We start from the raw sequence: 13,632 nt of genomic DNA on the forward strand, positions 1-13,632 counted from the left end.
CCGGATGAGGGGTGTAAAGAACCTTCTTACCGGACGGACGGTGCCCGCGACGAGTCCAATAGGTCCAAGGTCACATCCCGGAACGGGCGGGCGACGCCGGGATGACGCGCGGCCGACGGACCGAAATGGCTGGAAATCGCGCAGGCCGCAGAGGGGCTCCGGCCGACCACATGGTGAGACACGCCGAAGATTCTCCGGCCGGAGGAGTGGATTACCGCAGATGGTCCTGCGGCTATGGACCGAGGTTGTACCGACCTGATCCGTTTCGGGGGTCACCCGTTATCCGATTTTGACATAGCGACTCCCCTGAATGGCGTAGTCCGAATGGCAAGATGCCGTAAACCCACGAGGTCGCGACACCCGAAGGTGTGTGTTTCCGTCGACCCATCGGCAACTCTTCCCATCCGCCGGAGGAACCACGATGACCGCAAGCTCCACCCGTCGTACCACCGCCGCGCGCTCCCGTCTTGCCGCGGTCGGTGCGATCGCGGTCGCAGGCGCCCTGCTGCTCACCGGCTGCGGTGACCAGACGAAGGACAAGAACAAGGACTCCGGCAGCGCGTCCGCCGCCAGCGCCCCGCTCGCCGACAAGCTCCCGCAGGACATCCGGGGCAAGGGCAAGATCCGGGTCGGTTCGGACATCGCGTACGCCCCCGTGGAGTACAAGGACTCCTCCGGCAAGGTGGTCGGCCTGGACCCGGACCTGGCGGAAGCCCTGGGCAAGCAGCTCGGGGTGACGTTCGAGTTCCAGAACGGCACCTTCGACGCGCTGCTCACCGGTCTGCGTTCGGACCGGTACGACATCGCGATGTCGGCGATGACGGACAACAAGAACCGTCAGGAGGGCGTCGACCCCGACACCGGCAAGCACGTCGGTGAGGGCGTCGACTTCGTCGACTACCTGACCGCCGGTGTCTCCATATACACCCGCAAGGGAGACACCGAGGGCATAAAGACCTGGGACGACCTGTGCGGCAAGAAGCTGGCCGTGCAGCGCGGCACCACGTCGGACGACCTGGCCAAGCAGCAGGCGAAGAAGTGTCCGAAGGGCAAGAAGCTCTCCATCGAGGCGTTCGACGACAACCAGCAGGCCCAGACCCGGCTGCGCTCGGGCGGCGTGGACGCCGTGTCCGCCGACTTCCCGGTCGCCGCGTACGCGGTGAAGACCTCCGGCGGCGGCAAGGACTTCGAGCTGGTCGGCGACCAGGTCGAGGCGGCCCCGTACGGCATCGCGGTCTCCAAGGACGAGACGCAGCTGCGGGACGCCCTCCAGGCGGCGATGGACGCGCTCATCAAGAACGGCGCGTACCAGAAGATCCTCGAGAAGTGGGGCGCCCAGGACGGCGCCGTCAAGCAGTCCGTCATCAACGGCGGCAAGTGACCCGCGACCTGCAAGCAGCGGCCACCGAGAGGCACTCCCCGTGACTGACATCGACAAGACGGCGGGTCCCAAGGACACGCCCCCGGCCGGCGCCCAGGCCATCAAGGCCATCCCGGTCCGGCACTACGGACGGTACGTCACCGCCGTCATCGCGATCGCCGTCCTCTACGCGATCGTCTACGCGTTCGCCCAGGGCAAGATCAACTGGCACGCCGTTCCTGATTACTTCTTCGACGACCGCATCATGACCGGTGTCGGCAAGACCCTCCTGCTGACGGTCCTGTCGATGCTGATCGGCATCGTCGGCGGCATCGTCCTCGCGGTGATGCGGCTGTCGAAGAACCCGGTGACCTCGGCGATCGCCTGGTTCTACATCTGGTTCTTCCGCGGCACCCCGGTCCTGGTCCAGCTGTTCCTCTGGTTCAACCTGGGCCTGGTCTTCGAGTACATCAACCTGATGCCGATCTACAAGGACTACTGGTCGAGCTTCATGACGCCGCTGCTGACGGCGCTGCTCGGCCTGGGTCTGAACGAGGCGGCGTACATGGCCGAGATCTGCCGGGCCGGCCTGCTCGCGGTGGACGAGGGCCAGACCGAGGCGGCCCACGCGCTCGGCATGAGCCACGGCAAGACCCTGCGCCGGGTGGTGATCCCGCAGGCGATGCGGGTGATCGTGCCGCCGACGGGCAACGAAGTGATCAACATGCTGAAGACGACCTCGCTCGTGGCGGCCGTCCAGTTCTCGGAACTCTTCCGCTACGCCCAGGACATCGGCCAGAACTCCGGCGCCCCGGTGGAGATGTACTTCCTCGCCGCGGCCTGGTACCTGATCATGACCTCGGTGCTGAGCGTGGGCCAGTACTACCTGGAGCGGTACTACGCCCGCGGCTCCAGCCGCACCCTCCCCCCGACCCCGTGGCAGAAGGTGAAGAAGAATCTGACGACCTTCTCCAGCAGGAAGGTCACGGCATGACCGACAAGCTGAGCAAGAAGCAGGACACCCGGCCGCGGGACGCCGTCCCCATGGTCAAGGCGGAGGGCGTGCACAAGTCCTTCGGCCAGGTCGAGGTGCTCAAGGGCATCGACCTGGAGGTGAAGCCGGGCGAGGTGTTCTGCCTGATCGGCCCCTCCGGCTCCGGGAAGTCGACGTTCCTGCGCTGCATCAACCACCTGGAGAAGATCAACGCCGGGCGGCTGTACGTCGACGGCGAGCTGGTCGGCTACCGCCAGCAGGGCGACAAGCTGTACGAGCTGCGGGACCGCGAGGTCGCCATGAAGCGGCGCGACATCGGCATGGTCTTCCAGCGCTTCAACCTGTTCCCGCACATGACGGCCGTGGAGAACGTCATGGAGGCGCCGGTCCAGGTGAAGGGCGCGAGCCGCGGCGAGGCCCGGGAGCGGGCCATGCAGCTGCTGGAGCGCGTGGGCCTGGCCGACCGGGCCGGGCACTACCCCTCCCAGCTCTCCGGCGGCCAGCAGCAGCGGGTGGCGATCGCCCGGGCGCTGGCGATGGAGCCGAAGCTGATGCTGTTCGACGAGCCGACCTCGGCCCTGGACCCGGAGCTGGTCGGTGACGTCCTGGACGTCATGCGGGACCTCGCCGAGTCCGGCATGACCATGGTCGTCGTCACCCACGAGATGGGCTTCGCCCGCGAGGTGGGCGACAGCCTGGTCTTCATGGACGGCGGCGTGGTGGTCGAATCCGGCCACCCCCGGGACGTCCTGACCAACCCGCGGCACGAGCGGACGCAGTCGTTCCTGTCCAAGGTCCTGTGACCCGCGCGTGAGGGGCGGTACGGGTGGCCCGTACCGCCCCTCACGCCTGCCCGCCTACCTCAGCGCGAGCAGCAGCGTGTCCGACGGGGAGCACCACACCGGCCTGGCCTCGGCGAACCCCTTCTCGCGCAGCACGCGCGCGTGCCACTGGGCCGAGGGCATGTCCCCGTCCGCGTGCTCGCCGTAGATCTCGTAGCGGCGGGCGGTCGGCTCGGCGAGGACCGGGTCCTTCGCCGCCAGCTGCCACCAGTCGGCCCAGTCCAGGGCGCCGTCCCGCTTGGCCTGTTCCATGCGGGCGTGCCGCTGGGCGCGCTCGGCCTCGTTGATCCGGGGCGTGGTCTCGTCGATCATGTGGTCCGCGTTCATGAAGACACCGCCGTCGCGGACCAGTCCCGCGATCCGGCCGTAGAGGGCCGCGAGGGGTTCGGCGTGCAGCCAGTGCAGGGCGGTCGCGGTGAGCACCGCGTCGTAGGAGTCGTACGGCAGCCGGGCCGGCCAGTCGGGGTCCTTGAGGTCGGCGGTGACGAGCCGGACGCGGTCGTCGCCGTCGAAGGTGCCGTGCGCGATGGCGAGCAGCGCCGGGTCCAGGTCGACGCCGGTGCTGGTGGCGTCGGGGAAGCGGCTCAGCAGCCGGGCGGTGATGCTGCCGGTGCCGCAGGCGAGGTCGAGCACGCGGGGTGCCGTGCCCACCAGCGCCTCGACCATGTCGAGCATGATCCGGAAACGTTCCTCGCGGTCCGGCATGTACCACTCCTGCTGCCGGTCCCAGCTCTCCTGCCAGGCCGCCCAGTCGGTTCCGGTACTCGTCGTCATGAGATCCGACTCTCCTCGTCTCGCGTAATACCCTGGAAGCACGACCGGCTCTTACCCGACCGCAGATCCGACCATAAGACGCCCGCGTAAGGACTACAAGTGGAACTGGCCTATTACTCGGATTACGCCGTACGTCTCGTCAACAGCGAGGAGCCGGCCCGCGGCAAGGACACCCTGACCACGGTCGAGGCCGTCCGCGACCTCTTCGGCGTCAACGCGTCGGCCGCCCGCCGCGCCACGGAAGCCGACGTGACCCGCTTCCGCTCGGTCCGGGCGCGGCTGCGCGCGGTCTTCGAGGCCGCCGACCAGGGCGACGAGACCCTGGCCGTGGACCTGCTGAACTCACTGCTGCTGGAGTTCCCGGTCAGCCCGCAGATCTCCGGGCACGACCACCGGGACGACGACGGCCGGCCGCTGTGGCACATGCACCTGGCCGACCACCCCTCCAACGCCACCGCCGGCTACGCGGCGATCGCGGCGATGGGCCTCGCCTTCCACCTCACCGAGTACGGCGTCGACCGCCTCGGCCTGTGCCAGGCGCCCCCGTGCCGCAACGCCTACCTGGACACCTCCACCAACCGCTCCCGCCGCTACTGCTCGGACCGCTGCGCCACCCGCGCCAACGTGGCCGCCTACCGGGCCCGCAAACGCCTGGAGGCCGACCGGTCGGGCAACAGCGGCCGGACCGCCGAGAGCGCCCAGCGCGCCAGCGCGAGCGGCGACCGCTGACCGGCCCCGGCCGGCCGGAACCGCAACAGCGCCTTGCCCAGGATCAGTTCCTCGGGCACCACCCCGTAGTCCGTGCTGTCCCCGCCCGCGTACGGGTTGTCCCCGAGCACCCACCAGCCGCCGTCGCGCCGCTCCACCGCCCGCTTGACCACCAGCAGGTCCTGCTGGAAGGGATGGCGCAGGACCACCACGTCACCGGGCCGCACCACACCCCCGTACCGCACCAGCAGCTGGTCCCCGTGGTGCAGCGTGGGCACCATGGACGGGCCGGTCACCTCCGCCAGCCCGAAGGGCGCCGCCCCCCTCCCCCGCTCGGTCTCCTGCGACAGTTCCGGCATCCCCGGCACCTCCCCGGTCCGTTCCTCCACCAGTCTCAGTCTCACCCTGGACTTTTGTCCTAAGCCCTAGGGGGCAGCCGAGAAATCGCGTTCCTCAGGGAGTAATGTCGCACCTGAGAAGACGATCACGAGGAAGGAATGCTCCATGCTTTCCCGCCTGTTTGCCCCCAAGGTCAAGGTCAGCGCCCACTGCGACCTGCCCTGCGGCGTGTACGACCCGGCCCAGGCCCGCATCGAGGCGGAGTCGGTGAAGGCCGTCCAGGAGAAGATGGCCGGCAATGACGACCCCCACTTCCAGGCTCGCGCCACCGTCATCAAGGAGCAGCGCGCGGAGCTCGCGAAGCACCACGTCTCCGTCCTGTGGAGCGACTACTTCAAGGCGCCGCACTTCGAGAAGTACCCGGAGCTGCACCAGCTGGTCAACGACACCCTGAAGGCCCTCTCGGCCGCCAAGGCGTCCACCGACCCGGCGACGGGCCAGAAGGCCCTGGACTACATCGAGCAGATCGCCAAGATCTTTTGGGAGACCAAGCAGGCCTGACCGCCTGAGCTCCTCCTGACCGCACCCGGCCCGCGGACCCGCGCCCACCACGGCGCACCCGCGGGCCGGGTGCGGTTTTCTCACCGGGGTGGACACCGGCGCGGCTGTGGCAGGCTGGGCGGATGACCGCCCTGGAGGATCTGCGACGACTGCGGCGCGTGCGCGACCGCATGGACCGGGAGTACGCCGAACCGCTCGACATGACCGAGCTGGCCCGCGACGCCCTGATGTCCCCGGGCCACTTCCAGCGCAGCTTCCGCAAGGCGTTCGGCGAGACCCCGTACGGCTATCTCATGACCCGCCGGATCGAGCGGGCCAAGGCCCTGCTGCGCCGGGGCGACCTCACCGTGACCGAGGTGTGCCTCGCCGTCGGCTGTACCTCCCTCGGTTCCTTCAGTTCCCGCTTCACCGAACTGGTCGGCGAGACGCCGAGCGCCTACCGCGCCCGCGACCACGAGGAGAGCGCCGCGATCCCGCCGTGCGTGGCCCGCAGGCTGACCCGGCCGCGCCGCCGCCCGTACTGAGGCGCGGGGGGCCGAGTGGATCTAGGGTGAGCCCATGGACGTGAAACTCGCGCAGTGTTTCCTCGCGGTGGACGACCATGACAAGGCCATCGCCTTCTACCGCGATGTGCTGGGCATGGAGATCCGCAACGACGTGGGCTTCGAGGGGATGCGCTGGGTGACCGTGGGCTCCCCGCTCCAGCCGGACGTGGAGATCGTGCTGGAGCCGCCGGACGCGAGCCCGGACGCCTCGCCCGCTGACAAGCAGGCCCTCAACGAACTCCTCGCCAAGGGCCTGTTGCGCGGGGTCATCTTCACCACGCCCGACTGCGACGCGCTGTACGAGCGGGTGCGGGAGTCCGGCGCCGACGTCCTCCAGGAGCCGATGGACCAGCCGTACGGGGTCCGGGACTGCGCCTTCCGGGACCCGGCGGGCAACCAGCTCCGTTTCATCGAACGCCCGGCCACCTGACCACCGGCCGGCGGGTGCGGCCCGGTTCAGCCCCAGGGCTCCACGTCCACCACGGCCTCGGCCGGCAGGGGCCCGTACAGGTGCGGGAACTCCTCCCCGCCCGGCTCGGCGGACTCGTAGCGCACCGGCGCCCCGACCCGGGCCGGGTCCACGACCAGGACGACCAGCTCGTCCGGGCCGTCGTAGCCGCCGTAGAGGAAGGCGGCGACCCGCGGCAGCTGCTCGCGGCTGGAGAAGTGGATGAAGCCCTCATCCTCCAGGGTGCGGCCCCGGGTGGACAGCTCGTAGGCACCGCGCTCGCGCGCCGCCTCCCACAGGGAGCGTTCGGTGATGTGCAGGATGTACGGCGGTTTCGGCATCCGCCCACGCTACGGCGTCCACCGGCCGCCGGCCGATCCTGTTATGGCGTCCCCGGCCGCTCCGGCGCTCGGCCGCCGTCGTTCCGCACACCGGCGGACCGCCCCGGGGCACGGGAGCGGGAAGCACCAGGGTCGGGTTCGGATACGGGCTCGGTGGACCGGTCCGGCGCGGCGGGACGGCCGGTGCCGGCGGTGGCCGGCCGGTCGCCCTCCGGGCCGCCGGAGCCGGTGTACGCCGCGCAGTCGGGGTTGCGGCACGGGCCGCGGCCCCACACCGGCACCCAGGCGCCCAGCGTCTTGTGCCGCTTGACGACCGTTTCCACGGGCTGTCCGCAGACGGGACAGACGGGTTCCTCGCCGCCCATGCCCTCAGCGTAGGCGCCCTCATCGCATCCCGCCGCCCAGGCCGGGGGCGGAAAGCGGCGGCCCCGCACGCTGTGGGGGTGTGCGGGGCCCCTGACCGGAGCCTCCGTCGGCCGTGCGGGGTCAGGAGCCACACGGACCCGTAGCCTCCGGGTTCTCCCCGGCCGCCGGCCGCCGGCGGCGCTCAGCTGCTGCGCCGGGTGACGTACTCGGCGAGCGCCAGCAGACCGCCCGCCGCCTCCGGGTCGGGGACCGCGCGGGCCAGTTCCTGCATGGCCCGGGCCATGCGGTCGGCCGCCTCGGCCTGCGCCCAGTCCCGGCCGCCGGCCCGCTCCACCGCCAGTGCCGTACGCGCGATCTCCCCGGCCTCCGCCTCCTCGGCGAGGTACGGCTTCCCGTACAGCGCGGCCAGCTCGGACGCCCCCGGCGTGCCGGAGGTGAGGGCCGCCACCACCGGCAGGGACTTCTTGCGGGCGGCAAGATCCGCGCCGACCGGCTTGCCGGTGTGCCGCGGGTCTCCCCATATACCGATCACGTCGTCGATCAGCTGGAAGGCGAGCCCGGCCTGGCGGCCGAAGCCGTCCAGGGCGGCCACCTCCTCCGCACCGGCTCCCGCGTACAGCGCGCCGAGCGCGCACGCGCAGCCCAGCAGCGCGCCGGTCTTGGCCTCGGCCATGGCGAGCACCTCGTCCAGCGTCACCGCGTCCGGAGCGCGCTGCTCCAGATCGGTGTCCGTGTGCTGCCCCTCGCACAGCTCCACCACGCAGGCCGCGAGCCGGGCCGCGGCCGGGACGGAGGCGGGGTGCGGGTCCTCGGCGAGCAGCCGCAGGGCCAGCGCCTGGAGGGCGTCCCCGGCGAGGATCGCGTCGGTGTCCCCGAACACGGTCCAGGCGGTCGGCCGGTGCCGGCGGGTGGTGTCCCGGTCCATCACGTCGTCGTGCAGCAACGTGAAGTTGTGGACCAGTTCGACCGCCGCCGCAGCCCGGACCGCGGCCGCCCGGGCCGCCGGACCGCCGAGCGCCGCGGCCGCCGCCAGCACGAGCGCCGGCCGGATCGCCTTGCCCGGGTTGCCCGCCGCCGGTGTGCCGTCGGCGTGCTGCCAGCCGAAGTGGTAGAGCCCGATCCGGCGCATGGCGCCGGGCAGCGACTCCACGGCCGCGCGCAGCTCCGGGTAGACCAGGGTCCGGGTGCGCTCCAGCTGCGCCAGGGCCTCCTGCCCGTCGAGCGGACCGGTGGCGGTCCCGGTGGTCTCCCGGGGCTCCCCCGCGGTGCCGGAATGCGGCACCGCGGGGGAACGCTCGTCGGTCTCCGTCATGTACTCGGCCATGCCTCCCCCTCGCCAGGTCCGCGCGAGCCGGTGCCACCGGACCGCCCGGACGCGTTCCCCGAGGGCCTACCCCACGCGGTGGCCGGGAACACGGCCACTACGTGCGGAAACGTCACCCCCACCGGCCGATCTCGACGTTCTCCAGGACACCGAGCGCGTCCGGCACCAGCACGGCGGCCGAGTAGTAGGCCGTCACCAGGTATTTGATGATGGCCTGCTCGTTGATGCCCATGAACCGCACGGACAGGCTCGGCTCGATCTCGTCCGGGAGGCCGGACTGCCGCAGACCGATGACGCCCTGCTCGGCCTCGCCGGTACGCATGGCGATGATGGAGGTCGTACGGGCCTCGCTGACCGGGATCTTGTTGCAGGGGTAGATCGGCACCCCGCGCCAGGTGGGGATGCGGTTGCCGCCGATGTCGATGGTCTCCGGGACCAGGCCCCGCTTGTTCAGCTCGCGGCCGAACGCGGCGATCGCGCGCGGATGGGCCAGGAAGAGCTTGGTGCCCCGGCGGCGGCTGAGCAGCTCGTCCATGTCGTCCGGGCTGGGCGCGCCGTCGTGCGGCTGGATCCGCTGGTCGTACTCGCAGTTGCTGAGCAGGCCGAACTCCGGGTTGTTGACCAGCTCGTGCTCCTGGCGCTCCTTCAACGCCTCGACCGTGAGCCGCAACTGCTGCTCGGTCTGGTTCATCGGCTGGTTGTAAAGGTCGGCCACGCGCGTGTGGATGCGCAGTACGGTCTGGGCGATGCTCAGTTCGTACTCACGGGGCCGCGGCTCGTAGTCCACGAAGGTGTGCGGGATGTCGGGCTCGCCGGAGTGGCCGGCCGCCAGCTCGACCTCCTTCTCGCCGTACTTGTTGGTCCGCTGCCGGGGGATCGAGCGCAGCCGCTCCAGGTGGTCGCGCAGCGAGTCGGAGCGCTCGACGACCTGCTGGAAGTCCTGACGGCTGAGCACAAGGACCGTGGTCGCGGTGGCCGCGCGGACGGTGTACTCCCAGATCGCCTCCGGGTCGAGCAGCGCCTGGTCGCCGAAGTAGGCGCCGTCGGCCAGGACCTGGAGGACGGCGTCGTCGCCGTAGGGACCCGTGCCGATCTTCTCCACCCGGCCGTGGGCGAGCAGGTACACCTCGTCGGTCCGGTGGCCGAAGTCGGCGATCACCTCACCGGCCGCGACTTCGCGCTGGCGGCAGCGCCGGGCCAGTTCCGCCAGCACCTCCTCGTCCGCGTACGACCGCAGGGCCGGCAGTTCGCCCAGTTCGTTCGGGATGACCTCCACCTGGTCACCGGTCTTCACAAAGGTGACACGGCCGTCACCGACGGCGTAGGTCAGCCGTCGGTTCACCCGGTAGGTGCCGCCCTGGACGTCGACCCAGGGAAGCGTGCGCAGCAGCCAGCGGGAGCTGATCTCCTGCATCTGCGGAACGGACTTGGTGGTGGTGGCCAAATTCCGCGCCGCCGCCGTCCCGAGGGACTGCTGCGGCCTGTTCTGATCGGTACGGACCTCTTCACCTACCGACATAAAGAAACGCCCTCCCATGTATGCCCGGTGCCGCAGTGCACCGGGCACCGGTCTCACGTCCGAGCCTCCCAGCACGGGGTGTGCCCGCGCCATTACCCGAAAGAGCGGGAATGGATCATCGGATTAGTGGGCAGAGGGAGGAACTTTGTCCAGGCCGGCACGGCACCGCGCGCTGTCCGGATCGGCTCGTACACCGTACGAACGATGTGTTCCGAGACGTCCGGTTTCGGTAGAAGCAGGCAGGACATCCGGCCGGTTCCGTGGCCGGACGGGCACGGCACGAAGGAGTCGGGCATGGCCCCACCCATGTCGGCGAGCGAATTCCTGGACGCGCTCCGGGCCGAGGGCGTCACGGTCGTCGAGGTCGGCGACTGGCAGGACCACAACCGCAATCACAAGGGCCCCTGGGGACCCGTCCACGGCGTGATGATCCACCACACGGTGACCCGGGGCAGCGAGCGGACGGTGGACCTGTGCCGCGACGGCCACCCGGACCTGCCGGGCCCGCTGTGCCACGGCGTGATCACCAAGGACGGCAGGGTCCACCTGGTCGGCTACGGCCGCGCCAACCACGCGGGGCTCGGCGACGACGAGGTGCTGCGGGCGGTGATCGCCGAGAAGGGGCTGCCGCCGGACAACGAGGCGAACACCGACGGCAACCGGCACTTCTACGGCTTCGAGTGCGAGAACCTCGGCGACGGGGAGGACCCGTGGCCCGACGAGCAGCTGGAGGCGATGGTCCGGGCCGCCGCGGCCCTGTGCCGCCGTCACGGCTGGACGGAGCGGTCGGTCATCGGCCACCTGGAGTGGCAGCCGGGGAAGGTGGATCCGCGGGGTGTCCCGATGCGTTCCCTGAGGGAGCGGGTGCGGGAACGGCTGGAGGAGTAGCACCGTTCCGCACGCCGCGCCGCCACCGGTCACGGGGTTCCCGCGCCCCGGGCCGGTCACGGTCCCCGCCCGGCCGGCGGCCCCGCCCGGACGCCCCGCCCCGGGCGACAATGGAGCCGTGACCAGCACCGGACCGCTCGCCCCGCGCCTCCCCTCGCCCCTCCAGGAGGCGCGGGACCCCCGGTTCGAACGCCACGGGCTCCGGCTGCTGCTCAAGCGCGACGACCTCATCCACCCCCACCTCGTCGGCAACAAGTGGCGCAAGCTGGTGCCGAACGTCGCGGCGGCCGGCGGCCGGCCCCTGGTCACCTTCGGCGGGGCCTACTCCAACCACCTGCGGGCCACCGCCGCCGCGGGCCGGCTGCTGGGCCTGCCCACCACGGGCGTGGTACGCGGCCAGGAGCTGGCCGGCCGCCCGCTCAATCCGTCCCTGGCCCGGTGCGCGGCCGACGGCATGCGGCTGCACTTCGTGGACAGGGCGACGTACCGCCGCAAGACCGAGCCGGAGACCCTGGCCGGGATCCTGCGCGCGGCCGGCGCCGAGGGCGCGTACGTCGTCCCGGAGGGCGGCAGCAACGCCGAGGCGGTGCGCGGCTGCCGGGCGCTGGGCGCCGAGCTGCGCGGCCACGCCGAGGTCGTCGCGGTCGCCTGCGGCACCGGTGGCACCCTCGCCGGACTTGCCGCCGGACTCGGGGCCGACGGGCGGGCGCTCGGCATACCGGTCCTGAAGGGCGGCTTCCTGGAAGCTGACATACAGGCCCTGCAGGAACGTGCCTTCGGCACCCGTACCGGCGTCTGGTCCCTGGACGACCGCTTCCACTTCGGCGGGTACGCGCGTACGGCTCCCGAGCTGGAGGCCTTCGCACGCGACTTCGAGCAGCGGCACGGACTGCCGGTGGAACGTCTCTATGTCGCCAAGTTGCTCTACGGACTTGTCACCCTCGCGGAAGAGGGCGCCTTCGCGCGCGGGAGCACGATCGCGGCCGTCGTCACCGGGCGGCCGTTCCCGGAGCCCCCCACGGCCGCCCCGGAGCGCTAACCGGCCTCCCTGAAGGCCGCCGCCTCCTCCAGGTCCAGACGCCTGAGCAGGGCGCGCAGCATCTCGTCGTCGATGTAGCGGTGGTCACGGAGCCTGACGAAGACCTCGCGTTCGGCGCTGATCATCTCCCGGGACAGCCGGCGGTAGGTGTCGTCCACGGACTCGCCGGTGACCGGGTTGACCTGGCCGAGCCGCTCCCAGACGGCGTTGCGGCGGCGCTCCAGGACGGTGTGCAGCCGGTCGACGAGCGGCGGCGGCAGGGCGTTGCGCTCGTCGGAGAGCAGGTCGTCCAGCCGGGCCTCGGCGGCCCGCGAGGCCTGCGCCTGGGCGTTGGCCTCGGCGAGCGTCTCGGCCTGCCGGTCGCGGCCGGGGAAGCGCAGCAGCCGGATCAGCGGCGGCAGTGTCACGCCCTGCACGACGAGCGTGCCGATGACGGTGGTGAAGGTCAGGAAGAGGATCAGGTTGCGCGGGCCGTCGGCCATCGTCGACGGGATGGCGAAGGCGATGGCCAGGGAGACGACCCCGCGCATGCCGGCCCACGAGGTGACCATCGCGCCCCGCCAGGTGGGGTTCTCCTCGCGCGCGCGGATGCGCTTCGACAGCAGCCGGGGCAGGAAGGTGGCCGGGTAGACCCAGACGAACCGGGCCACCACCACGACCAGGAAGACGGCGAGCGCGTACCAGACCGCGGAGACGCCCTCGTACTCGCCGAGCCGCTGGAGGACGATCGGCAGTTGCAGGCCGATCAGGGCGAACACCGCGGACTCCAGTACGAAGGCGACCATCTTCCACACCGCTTCCTCCTGGAGGCGGGTGGCGAAGTCGACCTCCCACGCGCGGTGGCCGAGGTAGAGGGCGACGACCACGACGGCGAGCACCCCGGAGGCGTGCGCCTGCTCGGCGACCCCGTAGGCGACGAACGGGATCAGCAGCGAGAGCGTGTTCTGCAGCAGCGGCTCGTTCAGGTGGGTGCGCAGCCAGTGCAGGGGTGCCATGAGGATCAGGCCGATCCCGACCCCGCCGACCGCGGCGAGCGCGAACTCGCCGATGCCGCCGGCCCAGGTGGCGCCCTCGCCGACGGCGGCGCCGAGCGCCACCTTGTAGGCGGTGATCGCGGTGGCGTCGTTCAGCAGGGACTCGCCCTGGAGGATGGTGGTGATCCGGGAGGGCAGGCCGACCCGGCGCGCGACCGCCGTGGCGGCCACCGCGTCCGGCGGGGCCACCACCGCGCCCAGCACCAGCGCGGCGGGCAGCGGCAGCCCGGGGACGATCACATAGGCGGCCCAGCCGACGACGACGGTCGCGAAGAGGACGTACCCGACCGACAACAGCGCCACCGGCCGCAGTTGTGCCCGCAGGTCCAGGTAGGAGCTGTCGCTCGCCGAGGTGTACAGCAGCGGGGGCAGCAGCAGCGGCAGGACCACGTGCGGGTCGAGGGTGTACGACGGCACACCGGGGATGTAGGAGACCGCCAGGCCCACGGCGACCAGCAGCAGCGGGGCCGGCGCGGGAGTGCGCCGGGCCGCCGCGGCCACCGCCGCACTGCCCGCCACCAGCAACAGCAGGGGCATCACGTCCAAGGTC

General features: G+C 71.3%; 15 protein-coding genes. 9 read left to right on the forward strand and 6 right to left on the reverse strand.

From position 1 onward, the window contains the following. Positions 1-421: 421 nt before the first annotated feature. From IE251_RS31605 to IE251_RS31615, 3 genes are read left to right on the forward strand one after another with little or no spacing between them, the layout of a single operon-like run. On the forward strand, positions 422-1,381 hold the full coding sequence (locus IE251_RS31605) for an ABC transporter substrate-binding protein (protein WP_189756381.1): 960 nt from the start codon (positions 422-424) through the stop codon (positions 1,379-1,381). A gap of 40 nt (positions 1,382-1,421) precedes the next feature. After that, positions 1,422-2,354 carry an amino acid ABC transporter permease gene (locus IE251_RS31610; protein WP_189756382.1) on the forward strand — a complete coding sequence of 311 codons (933 nt, stop codon included), beginning with the start codon at positions 1,422-1,424 and terminating at the stop codon, positions 2,352-2,354. Between the two features lie 50 nt (positions 2,355-2,404). Next, positions 2,405-3,157 carry an amino acid ABC transporter ATP-binding protein gene (locus IE251_RS31615; protein WP_189756408.1) on the forward strand — a complete coding sequence of 251 codons (753 nt, stop codon included), beginning with the start codon at positions 2,405-2,407 and terminating at the stop codon, positions 3,155-3,157. Between the two features lie 54 nt (positions 3,158-3,211). Here IE251_RS31615 and IE251_RS31620 read toward each other — a convergent pair whose 3' ends face one another. Beyond that, the gene (locus IE251_RS31620; RefSeq protein WP_189756383.1) at positions 3,212-3,970 is read right to left on the reverse strand and encodes a class I SAM-dependent methyltransferase; all 759 of its coding nucleotides are present in this window, start codon (positions 3,968-3,970) and stop codon (positions 3,212-3,214) included. Between the two features lie 99 nt (positions 3,971-4,069). Here IE251_RS31620 and IE251_RS31625 point away from each other — a divergent pair, with 99 nt between their 5' ends. Then, a complete protein-coding gene (locus IE251_RS31625) occupies positions 4,070-4,699 on the forward strand; it encodes a CGNR zinc finger domain-containing protein (protein ID WP_189756384.1) in 630 nt (209 codons plus the stop codon). Here the strand turns inward: IE251_RS31625 and sodX are convergent. Next, positions 4,603-5,037, reverse strand: a complete 435-nt coding sequence (gene sodX, locus IE251_RS31630; protein ID WP_189756409.1) for a nickel-type superoxide dismutase maturation protease — start codon at positions 5,035-5,037, stop codon at positions 4,603-4,605. The two genes, IE251_RS31625 and sodX, sit on opposite strands and share 97 nt — an antisense overlap. 145 nt (positions 5,038-5,182) lie before the next feature. Here sodX and sodN point away from each other — a divergent pair, with 145 nt between their 5' ends. The 3 genes from sodN (at position 5,183) to IE251_RS31645 (ending at position 6,553) form a co-directional block, all read left to right on the forward strand. Further along, positions 5,183-5,578 carry a superoxide dismutase, Ni gene (gene sodN, locus IE251_RS31635; protein WP_030794683.1) on the forward strand — a complete coding sequence of 132 codons (396 nt, stop codon included), beginning with the start codon at positions 5,183-5,185 and terminating at the stop codon, positions 5,576-5,578. A gap of 122 nt (positions 5,579-5,700) precedes the next feature. Beyond that, complete coding sequence (locus tag IE251_RS31640) at positions 5,701-6,102, forward strand: helix-turn-helix transcriptional regulator (protein ID WP_189756385.1); 402 nt, start codon at positions 5,701-5,703, stop codon at positions 6,100-6,102. Positions 6,103-6,136: 34 nt separating this feature from the next. After that, entirely contained in the window at positions 6,137-6,553 is a 417-nt protein-coding gene (locus IE251_RS31645) for a VOC family protein (RefSeq protein ID WP_189756386.1), read from the forward strand. A 26-nt stretch (positions 6,554-6,579) separates the two neighbouring features. Here the strand turns inward: IE251_RS31645 and IE251_RS31650 are convergent, their stop codons facing one another. The 3 genes from IE251_RS31650 to IE251_RS31660 all read right to left on the reverse strand — a co-directional run bounded on the left by IE251_RS31650 (position 6,580) and on the right by IE251_RS31660 (position 10,121). Beyond that, positions 6,580-6,912: a DUF952 domain-containing protein gene (locus IE251_RS31650; protein WP_189756387.1), complete on the reverse strand. Its 333-nt coding sequence runs from the start codon at positions 6,910-6,912 to the stop codon at positions 6,580-6,582. 547 nt (positions 6,913-7,459) lie between these two features. Further along, on the reverse strand, positions 7,460-8,602 hold the full coding sequence (locus IE251_RS31655; RefSeq protein ID WP_189756388.1) for a family 2 encapsulin nanocompartment cargo protein polyprenyl transferase: 1,143 nt from the start codon (positions 8,600-8,602) through the stop codon (positions 7,460-7,462). Positions 8,603-8,714: 112 nt separating this feature from the next. After that, positions 8,715-10,121 (reverse strand): family 2B encapsulin nanocompartment shell protein, encoded by a 1,407-nt coding sequence (locus IE251_RS31660; RefSeq protein WP_189756389.1) that lies wholly within the window; start codon positions 10,119-10,121, stop codon positions 8,715-8,717. Positions 10,122-10,415: 294 nt separating this feature from the next. Here IE251_RS31660 and IE251_RS31665 point away from each other — a divergent pair, with 294 nt between their 5' ends. Then, positions 10,416-11,009 (forward strand): N-acetylmuramoyl-L-alanine amidase, encoded by a 594-nt coding sequence (locus IE251_RS31665; RefSeq protein ID WP_189756390.1) that lies wholly within the window; start codon positions 10,416-10,418, stop codon positions 11,007-11,009. A 118-nt stretch (positions 11,010-11,127) separates the two neighbouring features. Continuing rightward, a complete protein-coding gene (locus tag IE251_RS31670) occupies positions 11,128-12,048 on the forward strand; it encodes a 1-aminocyclopropane-1-carboxylate deaminase/D-cysteine desulfhydrase (RefSeq protein ID WP_189756391.1) in 921 nt (306 codons plus the stop codon). Here IE251_RS31670 and IE251_RS31675 read toward each other — a convergent pair. After that, positions 12,045-13,628 (reverse strand): Na+/H+ antiporter, encoded by a 1,584-nt coding sequence (locus IE251_RS31675; RefSeq protein WP_189756392.1) that lies wholly within the window; start codon positions 13,626-13,628, stop codon positions 12,045-12,047. The genes IE251_RS31670 and IE251_RS31675 overlap by 4 nt on opposite strands. Positions 13,629-13,632: the final 4 nt, after the last annotated feature.

This window comes from Streptomyces eurythermus, assembly GCF_014649115.1.
In the GTDB taxonomy this organism is placed as follows: Bacteria; Actinomycetota; Actinomycetes; order Streptomycetales; family Streptomycetaceae; genus Streptomyces; species Streptomyces eurythermus.

Bases quoted from the DNA above. Each gene is read 5' to 3' on its own strand.
- IE251_RS31650 (WP_189756387.1), bottom strand. From the start codon at position 6,912: ATGCCGAAACCGCCGTACATCCTGCACATCACCGAACGCTCCCTGTGG.
- IE251_RS31665 (WP_189756390.1), top strand. From the start codon at position 10,416: ATGGCCCCACCCATGTCGGCGAGCGAATTCCTGGACGCGCTCCGGGCC.
- sodX (WP_189756409.1), bottom strand. From the start codon at position 5,037: ATGCCGGAACTGTCGCAGGAGACCGAGCGGGGGAGGGGGGCGGCGCCC.
- IE251_RS31640 (WP_189756385.1), top strand. From the start codon at position 5,701: ATGACCGCCCTGGAGGATCTGCGACGACTGCGGCGCGTGCGCGACCGC.
- IE251_RS31655 (WP_189756388.1), bottom strand. From the start codon at position 8,602: ATGGCCGAGTACATGACGGAGACCGACGAGCGTTCCCCCGCGGTGCCG.
- IE251_RS31605 (WP_189756381.1), top strand. From the start codon at position 422: ATGACCGCAAGCTCCACCCGTCGTACCACCGCCGCGCGCTCCCGTCTT.
- IE251_RS31615 (WP_189756408.1), top strand. From the start codon at position 2,405: ATGGTCAAGGCGGAGGGCGTGCACAAGTCCTTCGGCCAGGTCGAGGTG.
- IE251_RS31660 (WP_189756389.1), bottom strand. From the start codon at position 10,121: ATGTCGGTAGGTGAAGAGGTCCGTACCGATCAGAACAGGCCGCAGCAG.
- sodN (WP_030794683.1), top strand. From the start codon at position 5,183: ATGCTTTCCCGCCTGTTTGCCCCCAAGGTCAAGGTCAGCGCCCACTGC.
- IE251_RS31620 (WP_189756383.1), bottom strand. From the start codon at position 3,970: ATGACGACGAGTACCGGAACCGACTGGGCGGCCTGGCAGGAGAGCTGG.
- IE251_RS31645 (WP_189756386.1), top strand. From the start codon at position 6,137: ATGGACGTGAAACTCGCGCAGTGTTTCCTCGCGGTGGACGACCATGAC.